General features: G+C 47.4%; 25 protein-coding genes. 9 read left to right on the top strand and 16 right to left on the bottom strand.

Going from position 1 to position 25405, the window contains the following annotated elements; translation table 11 throughout:
- Positions 1–237: 237 nt before the first annotated feature.
- The 3 genes from NOM90_RS07120 to NOM90_RS07110 are packed head-to-tail and all read right to left on the bottom strand — an operon-like array spanning position 238 to position 3925.
- Positions 238–3123 carry a CHASE3 domain-containing protein gene (locus NOM90_RS07120; RefSeq protein WP_255940991.1) on the bottom strand — a complete coding sequence of 962 codons (2886 nt, stop codon included), beginning with the start codon at positions 3121–3123 and terminating at the stop codon, positions 238–240.
- Positions 3124–3137: 14 nt separating this feature from the next.
- Positions 3138–3449 carry a hypothetical protein gene (locus tag NOM90_RS07115; protein WP_255940989.1) on the bottom strand — a complete coding sequence of 104 codons (312 nt, stop codon included), beginning with the start codon at positions 3447–3449 and terminating at the stop codon, positions 3138–3140.
- An 8-nt stretch (positions 3450–3457) separates the two neighbouring features.
- Entirely contained in the window at positions 3458–3925 is a 468-nt protein-coding gene (locus NOM90_RS07110; RefSeq protein ID WP_255940987.1) for a cupin domain-containing protein, read from the bottom strand.
- A 226-nt stretch (positions 3926–4151) separates the two neighbouring features.
- On the opposite strand from NOM90_RS07110, the gene NOM90_RS07105 reads away from it, so the two are divergent.
- Both NOM90_RS07105 and NOM90_RS07100 read left to right on the top strand, forming a co-directional pair.
- Positions 4152–5075 (top strand): hypothetical protein, encoded by a 924-nt coding sequence (locus NOM90_RS07105; RefSeq protein ID WP_255940985.1) that lies wholly within the window; start codon positions 4152–4154, stop codon positions 5073–5075.
- A gap of 158 nt (positions 5076–5233) precedes the next feature.
- Positions 5234–5506: an NHLP leader peptide family RiPP precursor gene (locus NOM90_RS07100; protein WP_255940983.1), complete on the top strand. Its 273-nt coding sequence runs from the start codon at positions 5234–5236 to the stop codon at positions 5504–5506.
- Positions 5507–5565: 59 nt separating this feature from the next.
- On the opposite strand, the gene NOM90_RS07095 is transcribed toward NOM90_RS07100, so the two are convergent.
- Positions 5566–7470, bottom strand: coding sequence for an ATP-binding protein (locus NOM90_RS07095; protein ID WP_255940982.1), 1905 nt, complete (start codon positions 7468–7470; stop codon positions 5566–5568).
- Positions 7471–7709: 239 nt separating this feature from the next.
- Here NOM90_RS07095 and NOM90_RS07090 point away from each other — a divergent pair, with 239 nt between their 5' ends.
- Positions 7710–7874, top strand: a complete 165-nt coding sequence (locus tag NOM90_RS07090; protein WP_255940980.1) for a hypothetical protein — start codon at positions 7710–7712, stop codon at positions 7872–7874.
- A 107-nt stretch (positions 7875–7981) separates the two neighbouring features.
- Here the strand turns inward: NOM90_RS07090 and pdxK are convergent, their stop codons facing one another.
- Together pdxK and NOM90_RS07080 are read right to left on the bottom strand one after the other, a co-directional pair.
- Complete coding sequence (pdxK, locus tag NOM90_RS07085; RefSeq protein ID WP_255940978.1) at positions 7982–8791, bottom strand: pyridoxine/pyridoxal/pyridoxamine kinase; 810 nt, start codon at positions 8789–8791, stop codon at positions 7982–7984.
- A gap of 165 nt (positions 8792–8956) precedes the next feature.
- On the bottom strand, positions 8957–10183 hold the full coding sequence (locus NOM90_RS07080) for an MFS transporter (RefSeq protein WP_255940976.1): 1227 nt from the start codon (positions 10181–10183) through the stop codon (positions 8957–8959).
- Between the two features lie 353 nt (positions 10184–10536).
- Between NOM90_RS07080 and NOM90_RS07075 the strand changes: the two genes are divergently transcribed.
- Positions 10537–11109, top strand: coding sequence for a hypothetical protein (locus NOM90_RS07075; protein ID WP_255940974.1), 573 nt, complete (start codon positions 10537–10539; stop codon positions 11107–11109).
- A gap of 91 nt (positions 11110–11200) precedes the next feature.
- On the opposite strand, the gene NOM90_RS07070 is transcribed toward NOM90_RS07075, so the two are convergent.
- The 4 genes from NOM90_RS07070 to NOM90_RS07055 all read right to left on the bottom strand — a co-directional run bounded on the left by NOM90_RS07070 (position 11201) and on the right by NOM90_RS07055 (position 15064).
- The gene (locus tag NOM90_RS07070; protein ID WP_255940971.1) at positions 11201–13825 is read right to left on the bottom strand and encodes a beta-mannosidase; all 2625 of its coding nucleotides are present in this window, start codon (positions 13823–13825) and stop codon (positions 11201–11203) included.
- A 160-nt stretch (positions 13826–13985) separates the two neighbouring features.
- Entirely contained in the window at positions 13986–14468 is a 483-nt protein-coding gene (locus tag NOM90_RS07065) for a small multi-drug export protein (RefSeq protein WP_255940969.1), read from the bottom strand.
- Between the two features lie 49 nt (positions 14469–14517).
- The gene (locus NOM90_RS07060; protein WP_255940967.1) at positions 14518–14727 is read right to left on the bottom strand and encodes a helix-turn-helix transcriptional regulator; all 210 of its coding nucleotides are present in this window, start codon (positions 14725–14727) and stop codon (positions 14518–14520) included.
- Between the two features lie 4 nt (positions 14728–14731).
- On the bottom strand, positions 14732–15064 hold the full coding sequence (locus NOM90_RS07055; protein WP_255940965.1) for a DUF6442 family protein: 333 nt from the start codon (positions 15062–15064) through the stop codon (positions 14732–14734).
- A 157-nt stretch (positions 15065–15221) separates the two neighbouring features.
- Here NOM90_RS07055 and NOM90_RS07050 point away from each other — a divergent pair, with 157 nt between their 5' ends.
- Positions 15222–16100 carry an ROK family protein gene (locus NOM90_RS07050; protein ID WP_305120946.1) on the top strand — a complete coding sequence of 293 codons (879 nt, stop codon included), beginning with the start codon at positions 15222–15224 and terminating at the stop codon, positions 16098–16100.
- 212 nt (positions 16101–16312) lie between these two features.
- Here the strand turns inward: NOM90_RS07050 and NOM90_RS07045 are convergent, their stop codons facing one another.
- The 4 genes from NOM90_RS07045 to NOM90_RS07030 form a co-directional block, all read right to left on the bottom strand.
- Positions 16313–16855, bottom strand: coding sequence for a YkvA family protein (locus NOM90_RS07045; protein WP_305120945.1), 543 nt, complete (start codon positions 16853–16855; stop codon positions 16313–16315).
- A gap of 31 nt (positions 16856–16886) precedes the next feature.
- Positions 16887–17606, bottom strand: coding sequence for a M50 family metallopeptidase (locus NOM90_RS07040; protein WP_255940964.1), 720 nt, complete (start codon positions 17604–17606; stop codon positions 16887–16889).
- Between the two features lie 106 nt (positions 17607–17712).
- The gene (locus NOM90_RS07035; protein ID WP_255940963.1) at positions 17713–19824 is read right to left on the bottom strand and encodes a class I SAM-dependent methyltransferase; all 2112 of its coding nucleotides are present in this window, start codon (positions 19822–19824) and stop codon (positions 17713–17715) included.
- A gap of 66 nt (positions 19825–19890) precedes the next feature.
- Entirely contained in the window at positions 19891–20427 is a 537-nt protein-coding gene (locus NOM90_RS07030; RefSeq protein WP_370866580.1) for an Lrp/AsnC family transcriptional regulator, read from the bottom strand.
- A gap of 171 nt (positions 20428–20598) precedes the next feature.
- Between NOM90_RS07030 and NOM90_RS07025 the strand changes: the two genes are divergently transcribed.
- Positions 20599–21366 carry an MBL fold metallo-hydrolase gene (locus tag NOM90_RS07025; protein WP_255940962.1) on the top strand — a complete coding sequence of 256 codons (768 nt, stop codon included), beginning with the start codon at positions 20599–20601 and terminating at the stop codon, positions 21364–21366.
- A gap of 92 nt (positions 21367–21458) precedes the next feature.
- Here the strand turns inward: NOM90_RS07025 and NOM90_RS07020 are convergent, their stop codons facing one another.
- Positions 21459–21920 carry a hypothetical protein gene (locus NOM90_RS07020; RefSeq protein ID WP_255940961.1) on the bottom strand — a complete coding sequence of 154 codons (462 nt, stop codon included), beginning with the start codon at positions 21918–21920 and terminating at the stop codon, positions 21459–21461.
- A gap of 97 nt (positions 21921–22017) precedes the next feature.
- Positions 22018–22773 (bottom strand): hypothetical protein, encoded by a 756-nt coding sequence (locus tag NOM90_RS07015; RefSeq protein WP_255940960.1) that lies wholly within the window; start codon positions 22771–22773, stop codon positions 22018–22020.
- A gap of 293 nt (positions 22774–23066) precedes the next feature.
- Between NOM90_RS07015 and NOM90_RS07010 the strand changes: the two genes are divergently transcribed.
- The 3 genes from NOM90_RS07010 to NOM90_RS07000 all read left to right on the top strand — a co-directional run bounded on the left by NOM90_RS07010 (position 23067) and on the right by NOM90_RS07000 (position 25206).
- The gene (locus NOM90_RS07010) at positions 23067–23681 is read left to right on the top strand and encodes a hypothetical protein (RefSeq protein WP_255940959.1); all 615 of its coding nucleotides are present in this window, start codon (positions 23067–23069) and stop codon (positions 23679–23681) included.
- A gap of 160 nt (positions 23682–23841) precedes the next feature.
- On the top strand, positions 23842–24591 hold the full coding sequence (gene gpmA / locus NOM90_RS07005; RefSeq protein WP_255940958.1) for a 2,3-diphosphoglycerate-dependent phosphoglycerate mutase: 750 nt from the start codon (positions 23842–23844) through the stop codon (positions 24589–24591).
- A gap of 33 nt (positions 24592–24624) precedes the next feature.
- Positions 24625–25206 carry a GNAT family N-acetyltransferase gene (locus NOM90_RS07000; RefSeq protein ID WP_255940957.1) on the top strand — a complete coding sequence of 194 codons (582 nt, stop codon included), beginning with the start codon at positions 24625–24627 and terminating at the stop codon, positions 25204–25206.
- The last annotated feature ends 199 nt before the right edge of the window (positions 25207–25405 follow it).

Genomic DNA, 25405 nt, shown 5'->3' with positions numbered 1-25405 from the left:
GAAATGCACTTCGGAAGCCTATGCTTAAGTGTTCGCCTTTGTGATGCAGATTCTCCAGAAGATAACTGTCGAATTTGCATCGCTAATTGGGAAAAACCTTATAAAACTTTTAATCAACTTTCCCAATTTCAACAAGCGACCTAAAGGCTTTCGAAGAAAGACACATCGTAAGCATACGCTAACGAATTTATCTCGCAGTCGTCTCGCTTCCCCACCCAAGTAACTTTTGTAACAATCTCAGTCCGCAATCCGACCTGAGGTAGACAATAAAATCTTCATCCGCTCTTGCACCAGATTCATATCCAGCGGCTTCGTCAGATAATCCGATGCACCCGCGTTTAGACATTTTTCCCGATCTTCTTTCATCGCTTTAGCCGTTAGCGCAAGAATCGGAATATGAGCTAACTCCGGAGCCAAGCGAATCCGGCGCATCGTCTCTAACCCATCGAGTTCCGGCATCATAATGTCCATGAAGATCATATCGAACGGGCCTTCGGTATTTAACTTATCCAATGCGTCCAGCCCAGTCAGTGCGACAACGATATCAACGCCGTGCTTCTCGAGCATGCTCGTGAGCGCGTACACATTGCGAATATCGTCGTCTACGATCATCATGCGCGTACCTTCCAGCGCTAAATCTAAATCTTGCGCAGAAGGCGGGAACAACGCTTGCGTTTCACGCTCTTCCGTTCCTTCGGAGTCCGGCACAATTCGAATCGATCCATGTTGATGGTCAGACGTAGATTTCAATGAGAAATCTGCCTGATCGGTGAACGGCTCAATCGGCAGCCCTTCTTCAAAAGACGGAGCTTGTTGCAGCGAATGAGCGCTTGACCAGAATCGACGCGTATTGAGCGGCAAGAACAAATCAGCTAATTCTCCATCGTCTTTGACGCACGGAATATACAAGCAGAATGTACTGCCTACGCCGTACTGACTATCGAGCGTGATCTCACCGCCCAATAGATTCGACAACTGCGTCGAGATCGACAAACCAAGCCCCGTTCCGCCGTACTTGCGAGCAATCGTGCCGTCCGCTTGTTGGAACGCTTGGAAAATCAGCTGACGATTTTCTTCAGTAATCCCGATTCCCGTATCGTTAACGCTGAATGCCAACTGATCGTAAGCCGCGCCTTCCGGATTGACCTTTTTTCCCGGTACACGACCGATTCGCAGTACGACTTCGCCTCGCTCCGTAAACTTGAATGCGTTCGACAACAAGTTTCGCAAAATCTGTCCAAGACGCAGTTCATCGGTGAAAATATAACCCGGTACGTTTTCTTCGATTTCGATTCGGAAATCCAATTGTTTGCGCATCGCAATCTCAGCGAAGTAACGCTCCATATCCGAAGCCACTTTAGCCAAATCGACCGTTTCTACAGCGATATCGATTTTACCGGCTTCGACTTTGGACAGATCCAAGATATCATTGATCAGGTTAAGCAGATCTTTACCGGAAGCGTGAATACTCGATGCGTACTCGGCTTCTTTGGCAGTCAACGTCCGATTCTCGTTTTCGGCAAGAATTTGCGACAAGATCAACATACTGTTGAGCGGTGTCCGCAATTCATGCGACATATTTGCCAAAAATTCCGATTTGTATTTAGAACTCACTTGAAGCTCTTGCGCGTATTGCTGCGTTTCTTCGACCGCAAGTTCTGCCGCATGTTTTTGCTCCCCAAGCTGTTCGTTGATACTTTCCAGCTCGTCTCGCTGCGTCATCAATTCTTGCGATTGAACTTGAAGTTCTTCAGACTGCATCTGAATTTCTTCGGATTGCGCTTGTAGTTCTTCGTTGAGCGCTTGCGATTCACGGTATAGGCGTTCAATCTCTTGTCTAGCTTCTACCGTCTGGAGCGTACTACCGAGAAGCTCGGCTTTGCGCTCCAAGCGCTCGACTTCGGAACGTTCGAATGGCTTCGGCGATGCCCATTCTATTACCGCTTTGACTTGACCGCCGTATAGCACTGGAATGAGCAAGACTTCTGCCGATGAAGTATTTCCCAAAGCCGAAGAAACTTTGACGTAATCAGTTGGTACATCCTGCATATGCAGCGTGCGTCCTTCTAATGCGCAGCGTCCAACCAAGCCTTCACCGACTTTGATTTCAACGTTATCTGTACGCTCTGCATGTTCGTGATCTTCGGCGAGCACAGCTGATTTGATCAACACGTTTTGCGCAGCGTCCATCTTGTAGAGAACACCGACCGGTATGCCTGTCGTTTCGGATACTTTTGACATAAAAGCTTCCGCCAATTCTTCACTGGACTTCGAAGAACGTTCTTGCAGCAATTCCGCCAACCGAATCAACCGTTCTTTGTGCTGGTCTTCCGCTTGAACTTTGGTCAGCAGCAAGTTTGTCGACTCGCCTAAATCTCCAACCTCATCGTTCGAACGAACATGAATCCGTTCACGTAGATCGCCGCCAAGTGTAATTGAGCGAATCACCGATGTTACATGGGAGATCGTTTTGGAAATATTGCGTGCAATCGCAAGCGCAGCAATAATCGAGACGATTCCGACCAACGCCCATAGACCGATCATGGCATAGATCATCCGGTCGCTATCGGCTTTCAATTCGGCAACCCGAGCATCGGTCAACCGCTGCTCGGTATCGCGAAACGAATCGAATTGTACGCGTAGCTGATCCATCTCCCGCTTCCCTGCATCTCCGGTATAGAAAGCGAGCATATCGGCTTCTCGTCCTTCGCTTTTCAGCGCGATTGTACGATCGCCCATCTCGGTAATCCAACTTTCGATATTCGCGCGAATCAAACTGAGCGTTTGTTGTTGAGCCGCATTGTCGCCGACCAATTCATACAAGCGGCTATATGTCGTTTCCCATTCACTGCGCCCTGTTGTATAGGGCTGGAGATAATCGCGGTCGCCGGTAAGCAGATAGCCGCGTTGACCCGTCTCCATATCCAAGACGTTTTTTTGCAAGACGCTTAATTCATCGTGTACCGCAATATCATGCTCGCTAATAAAAGCATTGGCTTCTTGCAAACTTCGGACTTGAGAAGAAACCGCCAACAGCGATAATCCTAAACAAATCAAAATGAACAAATACCCCGCCAGTATTTTTGCGCCAATATTAAACCTTGTTTTTTTCGGCACTTCCATGCCCTCCGCTCGTTTTACTCTGGAAGATTTGATGGCTCGAATCGCTGCGCCCGTTGTTCAAACAACTGGCTTTCCAGCATTTCGATTCGCTTGCGCTCCCACTCCGCTCGCTTTTCTATCCATGACTTGGAGTCTTCGTCTTCGACAATATGCCAAAGATCGCTAAGCAAATAATCTTGCACCTGCACGATCCGGTCGCGATAAGGACCATTGACCCAGACCAGACCTTGCGGAAGCAACCGCATTTGCCGCTGACGATCCGCGGCTTCCGCGATCTGTCCGAGTTGGATGATGTTCAACATTTGCCCGAAGGTATACCAATTCATTGAAATTTCTACTTCCGCTCGATCAACTTGAAATCGTCGTAATGGAAACCTGGGGCAACGATACACGTTACCAATACAGGTTCGTCGCCGATCGGACGCGCTTTTTGCCAAACTTTCCCCGGAACCAGCCCTTGGAAAGTTTGACCGTTCGCCGTGTCCGGGCCAAGAATGATTTCCTCGCCTTCCACAGGTTCTTCGCCGTCGCCGCCAAGTGTCAAAGCCAAAGCTCCGCCTGTGTGCCAGAGCCACAGTTCATCGGAATGTACGACATGCCATTCGGAAAATTCGCCGGGATGCAACAAGAAATAGATCGAACTCGCCGCATAACGGTCGCCGCTATATTCTTCGGGTAACGAACGATGCGGAATCGTGAACGAAGACTTCCAGATTTCTTTGTGCCAGCCGCCTTCGATATGACCTTCAAGCCCCAGCAATTCAACAAGCGGGGAAATAGGGAACGATGGTTTAGAATCCATAAGTAAAGTTCTTCCTTCCTTAATAAGCAAAATTTAAGTTCCTGAGAAATTTCAAATCATGATTTTTAACGAATGATTTCTGATGTTCAGCATACTATACTATCGGCTTTTCGACCAAGCGATTTTTGCTTTTTTTCTGCTGTCAAAGAAATACAAAATCTAGCAGGGAAAACATTCCAATTGAACGTAGATAAGCATAGAATAAAAAGGCAAAGGAGCGATGTCTATGGAGTTCTCGATTGAACTGCAAAAAGAGATGCAGCGTGCTTTTCGAATGTGCCGAGACGTAGTCCGACAATTCCCTCCACCTTTCGCCGAATCCGGCGTCCATTATCTGAATCGGTTCGATCCAGAACACGGAAATAGTTCGACCAACTACATTTGCTGCCTACTCCCTTATTGGCTTCGCGTAGCTGCAAAAGCTTCGATCGAGACTTGCCGGGAAATCGCCGAAGCCAATATTTTCGGGATGCTGCATTTTCATCTTCAAGACGCGCTTATCGATCAGGTATCCCAGAAAGATCGAACCTCCGTTATATTGTCTCAACTTTTTCATGCCGAAATGAATGTCCGTTATGCCGCGTTATTTCCTTCCGCTTCTCATTTCCGTCAAGCTTTGTTGTCGTGTACTTCACAATGGGCTTCCGGGCTTGCCGCCGAACAACGCAACGATTCTTTTTTCGAACGTCCTCAAGATCTAGCCGACCGATCTGCTCCGTTGCTATTATGCCCTCTGGTTCTGTTCGCTGAAGATCCATTTTTGCAAAAGCAAGCGATTCATGATGTAGGTGAAGTGCTGATCACGCTACAAATGGCAGATGATTGGGCAGACTACAAGCAAGATTTGCAAGACGGTTCTTACAATTGCCTGGTATCTCTTTATCGAAAAGAGTACGCGCAAGACCCTAAGATTAGCGTGTTCCCTTCTGATATTGATCAAGCCGTCTATGCAAAAGGAATGCTCAGCCGTTACGCGCAATTTTCTACAGAGCGGCAACTTCGACTTCAACAGGCTCAACCTTATTTTCCCGATCTGCTGGATTTTCACAAAGCACTTGCTGGAGATTTAGCAAAGATTGCCGAACAAATTGAACGCGAAAAACAAAAATTGGCGCTAGGCGGATTGCACTATTGGCTTATGGATCAATAATGATTCGTTGTACCGTTGACCGACTATTTTTACCTACTTGCTACCTTTTTTTATCCGTGCTATAATCTTCCACAAAATATAATCATTTTCAAAAAGTCCCAACGTCACTTGTCCTCTGCAATCTAATCATGAATTCGCATGCGAAAGGATGATTTTTAATGACAAACCTGACAACGGAAACTTCGATTAAAGCCCAAATGATTCAAAAAGCATGGGAAGATCCTGAATTCTTGGCGCGTCTATTAAATGATCCAAAAAGCACATTGCATGACACGTTTGGTCTTGAAATGCCGGAACATATTCGTTTAACCGCGGTGCAGGAATCTGCCGATCATTTTTATCTCGTGATTCCTCCTCATCCGTCCAGTATCGTTCCAAAAGCTGAAAAAGTCTCGATTGAACCTGCGGCAATGTGGGGAAGCGGCACCTAATTCACATATCCTTTCACAAAAAAAGGAGCGGGAACTCCGCAACTTCCGTCTGGAACCTCTTACGCCGAGGCTTCCGGTAAACGGATCGTTGCTTGGGTTCCTGCTCCTTTTTCGCTGCTGAATGTCAATGTGCCTTGCATCGATTCGATAATACGGAAAGTCACCATAAGACCTAAGCCTGTACCTTTGGTTTTATTCGAGAAATAAGGCTCGCCTAGACGCTTTAATTCTTCTGGCTTCATCCCAATCCCGTTATCCGAAATGACAATCACGATCTCTCCATTTTCTCGCTTAGCCACGATATGGATTTTGCCTTCATCTTCAAGGGCTTCGATACTATTTTTGATGATATTGATCAAAGCTTGCTTGAACTTCGACGAATTGCCTTTGACGTAGAGATCCGCAGACATATCGAGCAACAACTGTCCATGATGAATACTGGCAAGCGGAGTCAGCACGCCTTCGATATGCCGGAATTCTTCCGAAATCGATAACGTTTTGATATTTTCGGTGCCGGGTTTGGCAAAAGTAAGAAAGTCCGTAATAATATCCGAGGCACGATCCAATTCATCCAAAGCCATATCGATATACTTTTTGTCCGACGAAGCCGAACGTTCTCCAAGAAGCTGTAAAAAACCGCGCGTCACTTGCAAAGGATTACGTACTTCATGCGCGACTGAAGCCGCAAGATCGCTAATGATTTCTATTTTCTCGGCTCGTTGCAGTTCGTTGTTGAACATCTCGAGCTCTTTGGAATATTGAAGAATCTGATTATGCGTCTCGGCGAATCTCCGTCCCAATACGACGATCAGCGAGATCACGAAGACCACCATGCCCCATTTCCACCAATACAAATCGTACTGCTGCCCACTCGCATAATAGCGCACCAATTCGAACACGACGACACCTGCAAAAACAGCCAGACCCAAGTTGAAAATCTGCGCGTCTTTGTTCTTTTTCAAACTATAAGGAATCGAGATTGCCAACATTGTCAACAATTCGATAATCATCCACACACCCAGAATCGTAGTGGTGAACAAGAAGTAGATGGAGAAATACCGTTCGTTCGTCAGCACGTTCAAAAATAATAAGATCAGACTGAAAAACGAATAGCCTAACTGGAAACGGCTCAGGTAAAACATAATATTTTTATACCCTTTACCAAAGATCAACTGGAAGAAGTATAAGAAGGAAGGTAACAAAGAAAATAACGCAAAATCGAATAATCGCTGAAGAATCTGACCGTACTCCGGATAGACGGTGAATAAGAACGGAGAATACGAGACGACAAGCAGACCAATCGATAAAATAATAATGCTTAAAGACAGCCAAAATCGAATATAGTTGCGATGGAAAAAGAACGCGCAAATCAACATCACTAACCCGATCAATACAAATGAACCGCCCAGCAGCACATCTACCAGATCTCGGGTCAAATATAACGTGAGCAGATCATAAAAGTGGCCAAACCTAATTTCTTGCACGATTCCCGTGCGCGCTTCTTTCATATTCATATGCAGATAGATCGAACCGCCCGCGTCTTCGGTGCGAAGAGGTAGCAATAACTCATTATTATCGTATTCATATTGACGATTCGAATCGAATAACTCTCGGTATTCGGTATACGCGACAATATTGTTGGCATAAGCTTTTTCGATCCATACGGAAGGCATTGAGCCTTTTAACGCTGGAATATCAATACGCACCCAAGCCCATTCTACGCCAGGTGGCGGTGTAGACGGCTTTGAATCCGCATCAAGCGTTTGCCACTCTTGCGAATTTAGAACTTGATCAGGCGGTCTATCGACTTTGCTTTCCGATTTTATATTATCCCACAAAAAATTCCACGTATGGACGGGAACGGTTTGTATTTCTTTGTGTTGCTTCGGATAAGCTTGTACACCGATAAAAATCATCATAAAGATTCCGATTAGAACGGCTAATATTTTCAATAAAGTTCGCATAAGCCCTCCCTTTGGCGTCATCTGCGAAAAAACGTGAAGTCGTCTCACACCAGAATTCCAAGAAGCTACCTATATATTTCGATACCTTAGACTTCCTATTCGATAGTATAGACTTCTTTCCTGCCATTGTATGTATCGTTTTGTTGAACTTGTAGGTAAAAAGCCCGTGTTTCAAGGCATTATACCCTGTGTATAAATGAATATCTTAATGAAATCGTTAATAAAGGAGGAGTATGATTATGAATAATTCGCATCGGGATGTGGACGTTGAAGAACGTAGAATCGAGAAAAAATCGGATTCCAGCATGGTTGCTTCAACATTTATCAAGTACGCTGCATATATCATTATTACGTTCGGCATTTTGTACTTCTTGGTTCGTTACTTGTTCCCTATGTTCCAATAATCGTTGGATACTTTCAATTGCCATCAGGCACAAAAAGACGGATTTCTTCGGCAAGATTGCCGGAAATCCGTCTTTTTGTTGCGAAGCATTAAACGATACGTTGATTTTTAATCTTGATGCAAGCGGTGTGCCGCATGGAGTGTAGGTCCGACAAATGAGTTAATCGGGAAACCGTGACGAATCGCTTTGGTTACGAATGCTTTGGCATTTTTGACTGCGGTATGCACATCAGCGCCTTTGGCGAGTTCCGCAGTAATCGCAGCCGAGAACGTGCAGCCTGCGCCGTGGATATAATTCGTTTCGATTCGCTCGGATTCCAGCAATTCGAAGTCTTTGCCATCATAGATCAAATCAACCGCTTTTTCATGCAGCAGCTTTCCGCCGCCCTTGATCACGACATACTTCGCGCCAAGCTCGTGAATTTTCACGGCCGCGTTTTTCATATCTTCAACGGTACGAATCGGCTCTGTTTTTGCCAGCTGCGAAGCTTCGAACAGGTTTGGCGTTACCACTGTCGCTTTTGGCACTAACTTTTCCAAAATCGCTTCCGCCGTATCCGGGTTCAACACTTCGTTCTCGCCTTTGCAGACCATAACCGGATCGACAACGAAATATTCCAACGGACGTTCTTCGATCTTCCGAGCGATCGCGTCGATAATTTCGACCGTGCTGAGCATGCCTGTTTTTGCCGAAGTGACTCCAATTCCGTTCAGAACGGTATCGAGTTGGCTTTCTAACAGTTCAGCCGAGATTGGCGTCACATTATGGCTCCAGCGTTGCGGATTCATCGTTACGATGCAAGTCAGCGCCGTCATGCCGTACACATTCAATTCTTGAAACGTTTTCAGATCGGCTTGAATTCCGGCTCCTCCGCTTGTATCCGAACCGGCAATCGTCAAAACTTTAGGTATCGTCATCGTGCATTACGCCTCCTGAGTCTTTATTTTAAGCTTTTATTTTTAAGCTTGTATTTTAAGCCTGCTTACGCAGTATTTGTATCACTGAGATGAACCACAGCCTTCGGTTATGGTAAGACGAAGTTACGCGATTGTCAACTGCCGATAAACCTACGACCGACCTCTTTATTTCGATTCGCTCTCGGCAAGCTTGGTACGTTGAAAAGGCACGGTCTTATCGATCTTTTTGTAATGTACGATAAATGCGCAAAGTAACAATGCACAACCGTTAATCACGAAAATCCAATGGATCGATACAAGAGCGCCAAGTACGCCGCCAAGCAGCGGTCCCGCCATTGTGCCGATTTGCGTAGCCGACTGATTCAGACTGAATGCACGCCCCCGGAATTCAGGCTTCGTCACTTGTACGATCATCGCATTAACCGCCGGGAATACCGCTGCGAAAAATAGCCCGTATACGAAACGCAAAATACCGAATCCGACGTAACCGGTCACGAAAAATTGGAGCAAGTTGCCGATCCCGCCACCGATCAGACCGATCATTAAGACTTTGCCGTAACCGATCTTCCCGCCGATCTTGCCCCATCGAGGCGCCATAATGACGGTCGCGACGCCGACTGCCGAGAACACGATCCCCGAAATCAGCGACGTTCGATCCGAATCTACGCCCATGCCTTTGACATAGATCGTAATCAGCGGCTCTAAAATCATGACCGAGAAGTTACTCATCGCGACAAGCCCAAGCAGAGCGAAAAAGATCGGGATTCCTGCCGCTTGCTTCAAATCGTCTTTGACCCGGGAACGCACTTTCGGACGTTTGAATTCTTTTTCATGTACCAAAAAGGTCGCAACCAGCGCCGAGATCAATACGATCGCACTCGAGAATAAAAAAGCATTCCGGTTGCCAAGCGTGAAACTTACCAGACCGCCGATTAACGGCCCGACGATATTGCCTGAAGCTCCGGCTGTCGCCATGATTCCTAGCGCATAACCGGTTTTATCTTCCGGTGTATTTGTTCCGACCAATGCGATCGCCGCCGGGATAAATCCGGCAAGCAAGCCTTGAAAAAGACGAAGTGCAATCAGTTGCACCGGATCTTGTACAAAAAAGTTGATCAGATACAAAGCGGCTAGACTGTATCCGGAACGAATCAACATCGGTTTGCGTCCATATTTATCGGCAAGCGATCCCCAGAACGGAGAGATCAAAGCACTGGACAAAAAGGTAATCCCGAATGCCGCTCCTGCCCAAATGGATAAATATCGATCCCCAACGCCAAGTTCGTCGTGCATAAAGATCGGCAAAAAAGGAATCGAAATCGAGTACGCCATACTACAAAAAAATACGCCTGCCCATAACACAATTAAGTTCTTTTTCCACGAAAACTCCATCCGTCCATCCTTCCTTTCGATTAAAAAACCGGTTCGACATTTACAGATTTCGCGCAAGATACCCTCGTCGGCTCAATCGCTGCGCAGCAAATGTCTGGTTGCTTCTAACCTACTAATTTTACTCCTATTTATTTGTGTTTCCTACCCGATTCCTACGCCGCCTAATCAAATCCAGCCTGATATGAAAGGATTTGAAGCTGCTTGCTGTACTCAAACGTACCTTTATCTCCAATCGCGGCTGAATCCTCGCTTTCATTCCAAAATCGCGATCAACGTGACAAAAAAGGTTACGAACTTATCCTTTCGGGTAAAGGCTATGTATACAACTACTATGATTCGAAGGAGAGATGATCATGAATTTCGATCCGCGAAATGAATCCGACCGCGCTCACGAGCGCTTTGAACTTGAACGAGATACCGGCTATGCCGAAGATCGCAATATTCCCGACGAGACGATGGAATACGTAGAGACGGTTCCCGAACACGCGGCAGCTGATTCAGACCTCGTCATTACCGATCCGGAAGCGTATCCGAACCGCACCGAAGAAGATCCGCATCTGGATTCTCCGATGCTGGAAGATGTCCCGGATGCCGATGATCTGCATCCGGACAGCCCGGTCGATCCTGCCGCTCCGGCTCAAGACGAGCCGCACGGCACGGATCTGCTCAACGGAATGGGCGGCGATGAAGGCCGCCGCGAGCTGGCTGCCGAATCCGACGATTCGGCAAGACCTCTGATCTCGGACGGCGACCGCTCTACCGTCCCGCAAGATCTCGTAACTGAGCGCGATACCGATCCAGACAACGGATTGTTCCGCGAAGGTTCGTTCCCGTCGTCGCTTCCGGACGACGTGCAAAAGAACTTGATCGATTCCGAGACCGATCAAGGCTACCGCGACGAAGTCTACACGGACGAAGACGAATAAATTTCGTCTTCGCGATTGTATACCGAAAAGGCGATTCCGCTGTTTGCAGCGGAATCGCCTTTTTGCTGGCTTTTTTTCAGCCTTTTTGTTATCAATAACTATTCATCGCGCTTACTTGCAGATGCTCCATCACAAAAGCAAGCGGAAGCTCGGAACCATCCAGCATCGAAAGCTGGATTTTCTTACGTTCGCCCGGCAATAAATCAAAATAATTGTCGCTGAAGCGGACACGTCCAAGCGGCAAATCGAGTTTCACCATACGCGCTAGCGACGACGAAGCTTCGACAATCACCTCGCATAGCGGCGTTGCACTCTCGCTTGGTTGTTGAATCTGAGCTTCCCAAGTCAGCTCAGTCGGTTTCAATTGCAAGTCTCGATGATCGCGCAGCATATACGTTTGTTCGAATTGAGGATCGCCTCCGCTGATCCAGCGCAATCGCACACATACGCTCGGCGCGTCTTCTCCTTTTAACGCTTGCGCTTCGTCTACTTCTCCAAGCTGAACAGACCCTCGAATTCCTTGTTCCGAATCAAACTCATATTCGCTAACCTTTTCCCCGTCAAAATTCCAGACTTCCAATATCGCTTTCACTTGAACTTCTTCCCGACCATCGTTGACCGCCCATACTTTGAGCGGCTCGCCTGGTTCGTGTTCGAGCGACAACAACAATGGATGATAAAACTTTTTCGCATAATAGTACGCCGCTTTGGGCAACAATTCATAATCGATAATCGCCCAGCTTGTCCCCGGCCAGCTATCGTTGAGCTGCCAGATCAGACTCCCGCCGTTTCGAGGATTGCGCCGATAATGTTCGACGCCGTAGCGTAGACCTTCCGCTTGCGTGAGCATTGAGAAATTCATATACTGCTGCATATCGTGCGGAAGCCCGGTATATCCTTCCATCAACAAAATCCCTTTGCGATGGTTTGTATCTTTGTTGCGGTACGCCATTTCTTCGCTGCCCCAGAACCATTCGCCAAGCGGCATATTTTTCTCAAGCGTATATCGATTCGCAGACGCGTGCATCCCGAATTCACTACTGAACAGCGCCATATCTTTTTTGTAGTTTTTAAAAGTAACGCCTTCTATACTATAATCCAAAATCGGCACTTCTCCCGACCGACGCGGATAGACCGAGCCATGCCAGACTTGCCAATTATGCCGATCACCGACTTCGGGATCATTCGCATCGCTTCCGCCAAAAGGCGAGGAAGGCCAATACGGACGATTCGGATCGAGAACTTCCAGCGCTTCGGGAATCAGTTCATGGTAGATCAATTCGCCGTAAAAATCGCTACGAATATCGCCACTCGCACTTTTCATATCATAGAGCCAATCGATCTCGTTATTCCCGCACCAGATCGCAAGCGAAGCACGTCCGCGCAAGCGCCTTATATTGGATTCCACTTCGGCGCGTACATTGTTCATAAAATCGATATTGAAGTCTGGGAATAGCGCGTTCGCGAACGCAAAGTCTTGCCAGACCAACATTCCTTGAGCATCGCATTGTTCATAAAACACTTCTTTTTCATAAATACCGCCTGCCCAGACGCGTAGCATATTCATGCCGGACTCTGCCGATAACTCGATCAATTCCTCATAACGGGAATCTGGAATCGCTCCGATCATATTGTCCGCAGGAATCCAGTTGGCACCTCGGATATACATCGGATGACCGTTAAGGAAAAACCGAAAAGCGGCGCGTCCTTGTTCATCTTCGGTATGTAGTTGAATCGTGCGTACGCCGACAGATTGCGTCCATGTATCGATCTGTTCTTCTCCAATATAAAGCTTCGCGGTCAACGTATACCGATAAGGGTCACCTAGATCATGCGTCCACCAAAGTTTTGGATTTTTCAGAGCGAACAAAGTATGAAAACCAGTTTGTCGTCGATTCCTTATATTCAGATTTGCTTGTTGTAAAGGTTGAATCGTATCTTCGTATACGCTATTTCCTTCGGCATCTTCCAATTTCACTTGAAGAGCTAACGGAAGTTCCGATATGCCGCGATACGTCTTAATTTCTGCTGATAATTGAAGCTCTGCTTGTTTTTCATCTATTGCGAGTGTTTCGACGAATACGTTTTCGATTTCTGCCTGCGTGTATCGGTTCAGACGTACTCCACCCCAGATCCCTACGGTCACCAATCTCGGACCCCAATCCCAACCGAAATTCATTGCCGCTTTGCGCAGCCACGGACGTTCTTTCGTATAGGACGACCAGTCAAAACGTTCTTTATCCCGATGATGCGGCTGCAAGGGATCCAAACGAACCGCGATCATATTCCAGCCTTTACGCAAAACGCGGGTCACGTCGAAAGTGTGCGACATCAGCATATTAGCGGTTCTACCGATTTCGTGCCCATTTACAAACACAGTCGCGAATGTATCCAGCCCATCGAATATCAGCTCGGATCGCTCGGTCTTTTCAGAAACCAATTCTTCCTGATATTCAAAGCCTTTGCGATACCACCATTCCCGTTCTTCGACCCAGCGGCTTTTTAGATCGTTATGTCCAAAATACGGAGGATCGATCACCCGCCGCTCTGTTAGCGTATGATGCACGTCGCCAGGCACTTGACCACTCATCCAATACCGATCATCCAGACCGGGAGCCGCTTGTTCTTGCGAAGAAGGTTCCCCCGGCGTAAAATCTTTGATTCTCCAACTTCCGTTTAAATCTGTCGTCGAGGCGTGATGATTCCGATGGTTCATGGTATATGTCCCCTTTCAAGATTACGCTTTCAATATTCTTGTTTAAAATAGCACAACGCACTCATCCAAGATAGGTCAAACTCCACATTGCCAAATTTAAAAACAAAAAAAGCAGCACTTCGACTTGGAAGCTCTGCTTGGTTTTCGAGAAGTATTGAGGTTAGAAGTTACCTGCGACATTAACGCCAAGCAAGACCAGTACGCCCGCTCCCACTGTCCATACGATAATCCCGATTGTCATCCATAAGGTTACGTACCGTTTTGGCGCTCCCGACAGTAATGAAATCAAGGCACCCAGATGATGACCGAATGCGAGCGGGCCAATCAATGCAACGCCTGGCACTCCATATTTGCTGAACAACGCGCGTGCTTTTTCCATCCGTTTCGTCGACGATTTTTTGGAAGCTTTACCTTCGCGATATTTGCCGATTTTATCATAGAGTACAACGACAGCCATGACGGAAACCCAGTTCCCGAGCGTCGCTGCCAAAATGGTTGCAATAGCCGGGAATCCGATGGCAATCCCAACAGCCGCCGCGATATACCCTTCCAAAAAAGGCACCAGCGAAAGCAAAAATACAGCGCCCATCTGTATCCATACATTTGCGTCTCTGACACTTTCCAAAATCCCTGAAATATCCATGATCGGTTCTCCTTACGCTGATCGAGCAGCTGTAAATTAGGTTGATTCCTTAATCGAAAAAAAATAAATCTTCGAATTTTAAATCAAGCGCGATACATAAGATCAGAGCTAGCTTCGCAGTAGGATTGAATTGCCCTGTTTCGATTGAGCTAATCGTATTGCGGGATACCCCTACTATTTTCGCAAGTTCAGCTTGAGAAAGCTTTTGCTGGGTTCGAGCTTCTTTCAATCGATTTCTAAGAATTAATTCGCTTTCCATGACCTCACCCCATGTACTCCGAAATTAGCTGATAGATATAAATGATCGAAAATCCTATCCCTGCCAGCGAAAACAAAACCGCAAATACAATATCTTTTTTCTGTCTCAATTTCCAAGCGAGGATAATCCAGCTGGTTCCACTGATTGCAAAAAGAAGCGCGTAAAACCCAAAATTCAGACCTCCGCCGAGTACAGCTTGAAGTACGAAAAAGACCGTTGCAAGACCTATTGCAGTCAGCGATCCGATATGACCCGCTCGAATCTGAATGTCTTGTTTGACGAGATCTCGATTTTTATGTTCTTTGCGACTTTTTGCTAATATTTCGTCTTTGTTCATTCCACTCTTCTCCTTCGATATTGCCAAGTGTACTTGTCATAGATGAATCATAATTCCTGCCAAGTATACTTGTCAATATAAATTCAATTCTTTATTAAAAAGCGTATAGTTGCATATGATATAATGAGTTTCAATCTAGGCAGAGAGGACGATCAGAATGATTATCGGAGCAATCGAAGCAGGCGGCACCAAATTCGTGTGCGGCATCGGCAACGAACATGGAGAAATTTTGGATCGAATCAGTTTTCCTACAGAAGAAGCGCAAGCCACGACGCAAAAAGCAGTCGATTATTTCAAAGACAAAAATATCGAAGCGCTTGGCGTCGGCTCGTTCGGTCCATTGGATCTGGATATCAACAGCAAGACTTATGGGCATGTGACGACCACACCTAAGCCGGGTTGGGCGAACTACGACCTGCTCGGACATTTGAAAAAGGAACTGGATGTTCCGGTCGGATTCGATACAGACGTCAACGCGGCAGCTTTCGGTGAAGCAAGGTTCGGCGCGGCTCAAGACTTGGATAGCTGTCTGTATTACACGGTCGGTACCGGAATCGGTGTCGGCGTATACGCTGGCGGTCAATTGGTTCACGGTCTGGTGCATCCCGAAGGCGGGCATGTCCCGGTTCGCAGACATCCCGATGACACTTTCGAAGGCACTTGCCCGTATCACCATGATTGCCTGGAAGGCATGGCAGCAGGCCCGGCAATCGGCAAACGCTGGGGACAAAGCGCCGATGGTCTTGCCGAAGATCATGCAGCTTGGAAAATCGAAGCCCATTATTTAGCGGAAGCGATCACAAGCGCGATCTTGCTGCTATCGCCGAAAAAGATTATTCTAGGCGGCGGTGTTATGCACCAAACGCAATTATTCCCGTTGATTCGCGAGCAAGTCTCGAAAAACTTGAACGGCTATGTGGCTTCGTCGGTGCTAGAGAATATGAGCGAGTATATTGTGTCGCCGGGGCTTGGCGATAACGCCGGGCTCGTAGGATCGCTTGCGCTTGGGATCGAAGCGGTCTCAGATCGAGCGTAAGATTGAGATAAGGAGACGCTGCGGGAGAAATTCGTTCAAGCCGCTGTTTCACTCGGAAAGCGGGAAGAGATTTCAGGAAGTAGCTTTCCGAGTTTAAAGGCGTCTTTCACTGAATTTCTCCCTTCGCTGCTGCTTCTCTTCGCACCGCGATTTTTGTGTGGGCAGGTAAATAAAAAAGCACAGCCATCAGTTGGCTGTGCTTTTTATGTTGATTACTCAGAATCTTTTGAAGTATCGATCTTGGCTTCGATTTCGCCTAGATCGAGCGTGGCGCTTTCGCCGAACCATGCAACGAGTCGCGCTCTTGCTTTGCCGCGCGCTTCGTCGTCGATATGTTTGGCGACGATCGAGACGGCTGCGATCAACGTACTGAAATCGTCCAGATAGCCGACAACGGGAATAAAATCAGGGATGATATCGAGCGGCGAGATAAAGTACGCCAAAGCGCCGACGATCACCGATTTTGCCCAAGGGGGAACGTCCGAATCTTTTAATGTATAAAAAAGAAGGAGAGCGGCATACACCACTTTGACGCCTGCTTTTTTACCGAACTTTTTTACTTTTTCCCAAAACGAAGCTTCCGAATATTCTTTGCCGTAGCCTTTGACGCGGGACTGAAATTCGGCTTCATCAATGGGTTGACTTGCCGATCTTACAGTTTCCGCATCAATCGGATCTTTGCCGCCGACGCCAATTCCTAATTTGTCTCGTCCATACTCGCTCATTCGGTCTTTCCAGCTTTTTTTATCCGCCATCTTCCAGTCAGCTCCTTCTTGCTATTTATGCTTAAAACCTCATTTTCGAACGCCGAGAACCGCTGCCGGCACTCCGGCCTCCCGAACGTTCTTCTCTCGTTTTGGTAAATAATCGGATACACCAGTTCGCACACAATAGCGAGAACGCGATGAATAAGATCGACCAACCGATTGCCGGGATATACGTATCTTGCGCCAATAGCGCCGCATCCCCTGCCGCACGCGGAGACGTGACCGACACCCAAGCCAGATAAAACGAACTTGTAATCGACTCTTCCAAAGTCAAAAAACAGAGCAGCAAATAATAAAAATTGCGAAGCGGCTCCCATACAAAATACATCAATACATTTAGCGCAATAAAACCGATCAACCAGACTACGCCAAATCCGCTATGCACATAGAAAATAAGCAGAATCAGCGCAATTGCCGTCATCAAGATCAGACCTTGTTTTTGTTGTCTTTTGTAATACCCGTAAAACAGCAGTACCGCAAACAAAGCAGCAGACGTATATCCGGCAAGCGACACGAGGATCGAACTCCACGTCGAATACGTCATGACATACGTAGCTCCGCTATGATTCGCGTTGAGATCGATCGATGAGACTTTGCCCGAAGTCGCGAGCGCGACAACGGCATGACCGAATTCGTGAATCATCGTATTAAGATTGCGGAACAGCGACGAAAACGGAATCAGTCGGGTCAGTATCGCGGCAACCAGCAGATACAGCACCAATTTTGCCCATTTCGGCATCTTCTTCCCCCTTAAGTTCCAACATCACCATGCTTGGCGCGCAGGTTTTCTTTTTCTAGTACGAAGACGTCTGTCAGAAGGTTCCGAATACCATCGCAACTCTTCTTTATTTTTCGGAGATTTTTTCGATGACGATCAAGCATGTGCTGTCGGGCAGCGATACTTCTTCTCCGGCTTCGTTCGTGATCGTGACTTTATTTTGCAGCGCGTGCGTATATCCTTCTTGTAAAAAGGCACGGCTTAACACGATATTGACCTGTTCACCAAATAACTCTCCGATACATTTCTCATACTGCGACGGCGTCAGATATCCGAATTGCTCCTGCACCTCATGGACATAGGCTTCTTCGCCCCATGTATACGTGTATAAAAACTCCATCGCGTCGTTAACCGGCATTTCGACTTGGTTGGGTCCAATCACGTCATACTGAATCTTGCGACCGGCAAAATCCGACGCATATTGCTCCAGCTTGGTGAGCGCATTGTGATCGGTAAAATGTAATCTGCGAAGCTGTTCACCAGGTTCCGTCATAATCCCGTCTCGGATCAAAATACGCCCGCCGACCGGAATCAGATCGAAAGCACTTCGCAGCGCGGCGCGCACCGTATCGAGATTAAACTTTCGTCCGTTGAACGGGATATAAGAATACAGTTCATGCAAAATCGAAGAAAAAACGACCGTATCGATACTGCCCGGGGCAATCGTTTCGGTTAAATTGAGCGCATCGCCTTTGAGCACGCGCCAATTGCGTCCTTCCAAGCGTCTGCGACGTTCTAGCGCTTCCACTACATTTTCGCTAATATCGATTCCGATCACTTCTTTGCCCGGCATTTCGCGTTCGATCAGATCCAGCAATACGCCGCCGCCAGGTCCGATATCCAGCACGCGTGATCCCGAGATATACGACAGCAAAATCTTTTTATCGTCTGCCGAACTGTTCATCGTCTCCAAATATTCGTCTTCGTTATGGAAACGGTCGTACGCATCGCGCCGCAGCCCAAATAGATCCATCAGCATCAATACCGCACGTTCGTACAACGGCGATTTTTCGGCTTCGACGCAAAAATCGATCAACTTCTCCGCAGCCGGAGAAAAAACAAAGCCGAAGAAACACGTATCGGCGTTGCTTTTTTCACGAATGACCCGGTGATGCAGATGAGGGCTATCCGCATGACGACCGCCTTCTTGTACCGCTGTCCAATCCAGTTCGCGCAAATACTTTTCGATGATCCGCTTTTTGTACAGATTGATTTTTTTGACGCCTTTGTAGTCGTAATACAAGCCGTGCATCAGACGCTCGAAGCTGATATGCCGAGCTTGCGGGCCTTCGTCCGCGCCGCGCAGCGCAAGAAGCATCATCTTTACAAATTCTTCGAGCGAAAACTCGCTAAGTGCCGCTTCGACATACCATAACGTTTTATCGCGCAGACGTTCGAAAGCTTGTTCCAAGCCGCCTTCAATGCCTGCTTCTTGCAGCGCTTGGTTCACGTTCTTCAACTCGCCATCGAAATCTTCGCCTCGACGAATCGAACCGGTACGTAGTCGGCGAAGACGCGTATATAGCCCGTCATCTTCCGGGATCGTGCCCAGCGAGACATGCAGCACGCAGTCTTCCAGATCCGAAGCGACGGACTCCCACAATTCTTCGGATACCGCCGCGATCACGCAACGATTCAGCGCCATAAGCAGACGCGCCAACTCCGTCTCGGTCAGAAGCCCTTCGTCGACAGGACCTCGCAGCGGCAAATTCGCGGCAAAAGGCACTTCTCCGCGCAAATATTGACCGAGCAGACCATGCGTGCGAATCAGCAAAGCCGTCAACCGGCGCCGATCCCGATTTTGAACCGCAGAACGTGCCAAATACAAATCTGCCGAACCTTCATTATGTACAAATACATTGATGCCTTGGCGTTGCCAACCGATCCGATCTAGGCGCGTGCCGCCTTTTGCCGTCTCGCTCCAAGCAAGTACTTCTTCAAGTAGTTCTTGAATCCAAAAGGAATTACGCTCGCTTTGCAGCACGTCCAGACTCCGCTCGACATAAGCCAGTACCGGATTAAGTTGCTCCAATTCTCCGATTGAGCCAATCCGTTCATAATTGACGATATATTCTTCCGCAGAAGCCAAGATTTCTAACCATGCAGGTAGATCGCTGATCTCGGTTACTTCCGTTTCTCCCGCCAGATAACTGCGAATTTGTTCTAAAGCGCTTGGCATGAATGTCGCCCCTCTCCGTTCTTTTCCTTTTCGCTATGATCGATTCATTTTCCTCTAACGTCTGCCTTACCCTTTTAAACGTCCCATCGACAGATTTACCCGATAATTGCCGTAACGAAGTAACGCCTGCAAAAAATCGTTCAATTCTTGCGGCGAACCCGTACGAACTTTTAACAAATAACATCCTTCGCCGCTTGTCCGATCCAATTCCGCTACACGTTCGTCTTTTTGGGCAAACGCCAAAAAAGACGCATGAATCGTACCGGAATCCAGAAATACCGTCACAAAAGCTTCGGTACCCACCCCTGCTTGCGCCGGATTCCAGCGAAGCGTGTATCCATGGATCACACCGTTTTCTTGCATACGTCTGACCCTCGTTCCCACCGCTTGCCCCGTGAGATGCACTTGTTCGCCGATTTCTTTGTGCGTTCGCCTACTGTCTTCAAGCAGCAAAGCCAAGATCATTCGATCGATATCGTCGAGCGCTGGAGCATGGAATAAAGGATAGCGGTCTGTACTTTCTGCAATTTGCCGATCTGCCGCATGATTGTCCGCTTGTCGCCGTTGTTTGCGCTGCATTTCATTACGACGCTCTATACTCACTGTTTTCTCCCCCTTTTTTCATGCTGAAAGCGTCAGATGTCTAATTCTTTCACGGTCTTATGTACGGAGACATGGTTCGTTTTTTATAATCAGAAGTATATCACGGCAGCTAGCCGCAACGCTTGAATGTGCTATCCCTATCTAACTTTTTAGCCAAAGGAGACTTTAAAAATGAATATCACCTTGATCCGCAACGCTACATTATGGCTAGAATACGGCGGTCTGACTTGGCTTGTCGATCCTGCCCTTAGTGCGCAAGGCATTAACCCTCCGATCTCCAACAGCCCCAACCCCCAGCCAAATCCGCTCGTTCCTTTACCGCTGCCTAGTGAGCATTGGTCTTCGCCGGATGCCGTATTAGTGACCCATCTACATCTGGATCATTGGGACCCGGCAGGGCAGCAGACTTTGCGATCCGGAAGGCTGGGTGGTCATGTTCCGTTGTTTTGTCAGCCCGGAGACGAAGAAAAGATTGACCAAAGCGGGTTTTCGAATCTAACCGCGATAGATGCACCCGTTATCCATGAAGGAGTGACGATCATCCGTACATCCGGTAGACATGGCACAGGGAAGATCGGTCAAGCGATGGGGCAAGTCTCTGGATTTGTGTTAAAAGCTGACGGTGAACCGACTTTATATATAGCGGGCGATACGATCTGGTGCGACGATGTCATTCAGGTGTTGGACAAAGAGCACCCGGATATTACCGTCGTGAACGCGGGCGGCGCTAGGTTCAACGAGGGAGATCCGATTATCATGACGCCGAGCGATGTAGTAAACGTATGTCGTTACGCACCGAATACCCAAGTGATTGCGGTTCATATGGAAGCGATCAATCATTGTTTGACGCGTCGCGTAGACTTGGCTGAAGCGTTGAACAAAGAAAATCTGTCGGCACAGGTGCATATTCCGGCTGACGGCGAGACGTTATCTTTTTAACATTTTGTTGTTTGTATACGCCAAAAAAAGCGCCTATTCGCGAGTATGCTTTCTTTTCGCGAATAGGCGCTTTGATTTTTCCAAATCCAATCTTATTGCTGTTCTTCGACATAACGCTGCATATCGCGCAGATTGGAGATCGGAGAGAACCATCCTTGCTCGCCTTCGTTAAAACGAACGCCGTACAGTCCCGACTTCTCGATTTCTTCCAACCAGTTAATCATCGGATCAACCTGCATTTTGGCAATAAGCACTTGCCCGCCCGGTGTTACCAGTTGGTTGTTGCGTGCAAAGACCTGAGCGTGCATCGGATCGGTGAACAGAAATGCCCAGCCTTGACCGTCAACGTTACCGAAAAAAGGTTCAGGCTGCTGCGGATTGTCGCTTGGCTGCATTAAAATCAACCAACTATCCATCTTGAATGCTTCGCCCCATATTAAAGTTTGCCCTTCCGCAAAAGGAAGTTCTCGCGCCTTCTCTACCGTGACATCGAAATGCGCCGCCAAATCGGCTGCTTCGCGTACTTGGTTTTGTTGATTTTGTTCTTCGCTCATGATGAAATAACTCCTTTCCTTACGAATCGCTTAATAAACACTTCTATGTATTGTACCCAATATGGAACGAAATTGCGAAGTCTCTGACAAGTTCAGTTTATTGAAATCCGGTAAAAGGCGTGCTTTTCAAATTCGATTCATTTGTCGATTTGTTCTCGGCAAGCTCATGAACTTCACGAATGACTTTCGCCAAGTCTTTACGTTTCATCGTGAGCAGCTTCGTATCGAAATTCGCTGCGTCCACTCGGTACATATGTAGCCCGGCAAAACTCAGGTGCTCTTGTTGGAGTCGCTTCTTCAATGTTGTAAATTTTTGCGCTAGGTCATAACGGGATACCATCGGCGCGTACATGGATAATTCGAGTTCGATATGTTCGCGTTCGCGATTTTTGAGCAATTGGTTCCAGTCCATATTGATATTGTCGATATGCGTAAATAAACTCGGCGAAGCGTAGGTAAGATCGTAGATGAACTCTATATCGCTTCCCATCACGTCATCCACGATCGGTCGAACTAATCGTTGCAGCTCGTAATCGTCTTGGATTCGGAAGTAATCGGCAACTTTGAAAGCGGCTGCATGAAAAAAGAAAGGTGGAGACTGATTGGATAGAGTTTTCTCCGATATTACCGTTTGAAACCGTGCGCCGACTTGGGTTTCGGTTAATGAATGGACTTGAAACGTTGCGCCGTATTTGTCGTTCATCTGCTGCTCGGTGAGCTTGGCAAGTGAAGCGTCGGTAATTGTTGGTCGACTTTGTCCAATTCCTAGCGCTTCTAAGACTGCTGGCTTTGCTGCGATCGCAATGAGGAAAATGGCGATGAGCAGCACGAATGTCCAGAGTTTGAGTTTCATGTTGTAGGTGCCCTCCTTATTCACTCCAATATCAAATTATTGAGAGAATCATACTGTATTTTCTTGTAATCCGATACTGGTTTTTCTTCAAAGTTTTCTGCAAAAAACACAAATCCCTCCCCCGCACATTTGCAACCCCTATCCTTTTTGGGTAACAATAGATTAAGACTTACTTTCTTAAGGCACTTTTCTACACCGTACATTCAGTCGCCAAGTCGTTCTTTTACTCGGACTGCCGGCTATGTAACTTTTGAGAACCTTAAGCGTATAACCATTTGGAGGTGTTTCACAACATGAAAAAAATGAAATCTTTATCTGTACTGGCTTTGACTTTGATGCTAACGGGCGTACTCGCGGCGTGTGGGAACAATCAAGAAGCTTCGCCGATCCAAGAGCAGGCTCCGACCAATACTTCGGACGAAACGACCGGCGATATCTCTAGAGAAGATAACGACGCGCATCCGACTAACGAAGTAGACATCGACAAAGAAGACAGCTCGGATGAATCTACGGATTCGGCAGTTGGCGAAGCGCAAGAAACGACGGATCTTGATCCAACAACAGGCGATCCAGCGACAACAGACAACGGTTCGACAGACAGCACTCCTGCTGACACGAAAACAGAAGAACCAGCAGACAGCACGGATAAAGGCACTACGCCTTCGGCTTCTGCACCAACAACTGAAGATGACAAAACAGGTCGAGGTGCGTATATCGGTCTTGCCGATGGTCACACAGCTGAGATCGAAGTGAGCGGCAACCCGGTTATGTACCAATTGTCCGAAGAAGCGCAAACACAGCTTGGCAAAATCTCGGAAAATGCGAATGTTGAATTCACGTATACCGAAGAAGACTTCGATTCCGAGACCAAAGTCATGACGATCACGGAGATTAAAGAAGCGAAGTAATCGAACGTAAGCTTGCAGGAACAGCAATCCCTCTTCTCTGGCAACCGCCTGATGAAGAGGGATTTTTGCTTTTGCGTTTAAATTGACGGTTTTGCTTTATTATATATAGAAGAAAAAATTTACACGGTGCTGATTTTTTTGCCAAAAGGAGATGCGAACTATGTATCGGGTAGTCATGATTCGACATGGACAAAGCGAGTGGAATGAAAAAAACTTGTTTACCGGATGGACTGACGTCGATCTGACTGAAAAAGGAATCGAAGAAGCCAAAGACGCCGGACGCATTTTACGCGAATCCGATTATACATTCGATATTTCCTATGCTTCCGTGCTGCAACGCTCGATCAAAACGCTGCATTACGCGCTGGACGAACTAGGGCTGCTATGGATTCCTGAACATAAATCTTGGAAACTGAACGAACGGCATTACGGAGCGCTTCAAGGTCTGAGCAAGCCGGAGACGGCTGAAAAATACGGCGAAGAACAAGTCCATTTGTGGCGTCGCAGTCTGTCGGTACGTCCGCCCCTTTTGGAAGCAGACGACAAACGTTTGCCAAGCCATGATGAACGTTACGCGGATGTTCCAGCAGATCAGCTTCCGGCAGGAGAAAGTCTGCAAGATACGATCGAACGCGTCGGCGAATTTTGGGAAGACGAAGTCTCTCCTTTGGTGCAAAGCGGTCATCATATTCTAATCTCCGCTCACGGCAATACGATTCGGGCTTTAATCAAATTTATGGAAGACCTCGAAGAACATGAACTGCTGGATCTGAATATCCCAACCGGGATTCCGCTGGTCTATGAACTCAGTGAAGACCTTAAGCCGCTGCGCCGTTTTTATCTTGGTCATCCGACCCATGTCGAAGAGAAAAAACGCCAAGCTGCCGATCCTAACCATGACCCGGATTAATCACGAATACAACGAATAAAAAGGAGTTTGACTATGACTTCCCATTTTGAGATTCGCAAGGCAACTCCTGACGACGCTCAATCGGTATCTCTTCTCATGTATGACGCGATCGGAGATATTGCGCATACGATCGCGGGGACTACGGATATGCCGGATACGATGGATGTACTGGAAGAATTGTTCCGACTGCCCGGCTGCCGGCTCAGTTACGAGCACACGATCGTATGCGAAGATGCTGACGGCAATATCGCAGGCTTTATGCTCAGCTATCCGGGTGAACAAGCCGAAGCGTTAGACCTCCCTTTGCTACGCCGACTACGAGCACAAGGCTTACCCACTGAAGGATTAATTCCCGAAACCAGATCTGGCGAGTATTACTTGGATTCGCTCGCGGTCAGTGGTGCTTATCGGGGAAGCGGAATCGGCACGCGTCTGATTCAAGCGTTCGAACATCGCGCTGCCGAACTCGGTTACGCCAAAGCTATGATGCTTGTCGAAAAAGATAACGTCAAAGCGCGTGCCTTGTATGAACGTCTTGGCTATATCGAAGACGGCAGGATTGAGTTAAGCGGTCATCGCTATGCGCGAATGGCGAAAAGGATCGAACTCCAGTAAAACGAATCGTACTGTCTATATGCAGATATGGAATTTAGAAAAAGCAGCTGGAGTCTATCCGCTGCTTTTTGTTAGGTTGTGCATCTATCCCCATTATCCCCGCCGTCCACAATTTTAGTCGCCGATCTATCCCCGCTATCCCCATTATCCACCGCTCAAAAACAACTCTTCTCTACAGCTTATCCCCATCCTTTTCCCG

Source organism: Saccharibacillus sp. JS10, from assembly GCF_024436065.1.
GTDB lineage: Bacteria > Bacillota > Bacilli > Paenibacillales > Paenibacillaceae > Saccharibacillus.
Note: the sequence above shows the minus strand (reverse complement) of the source record. Positions and strands in the feature narration are given on the sequence as shown.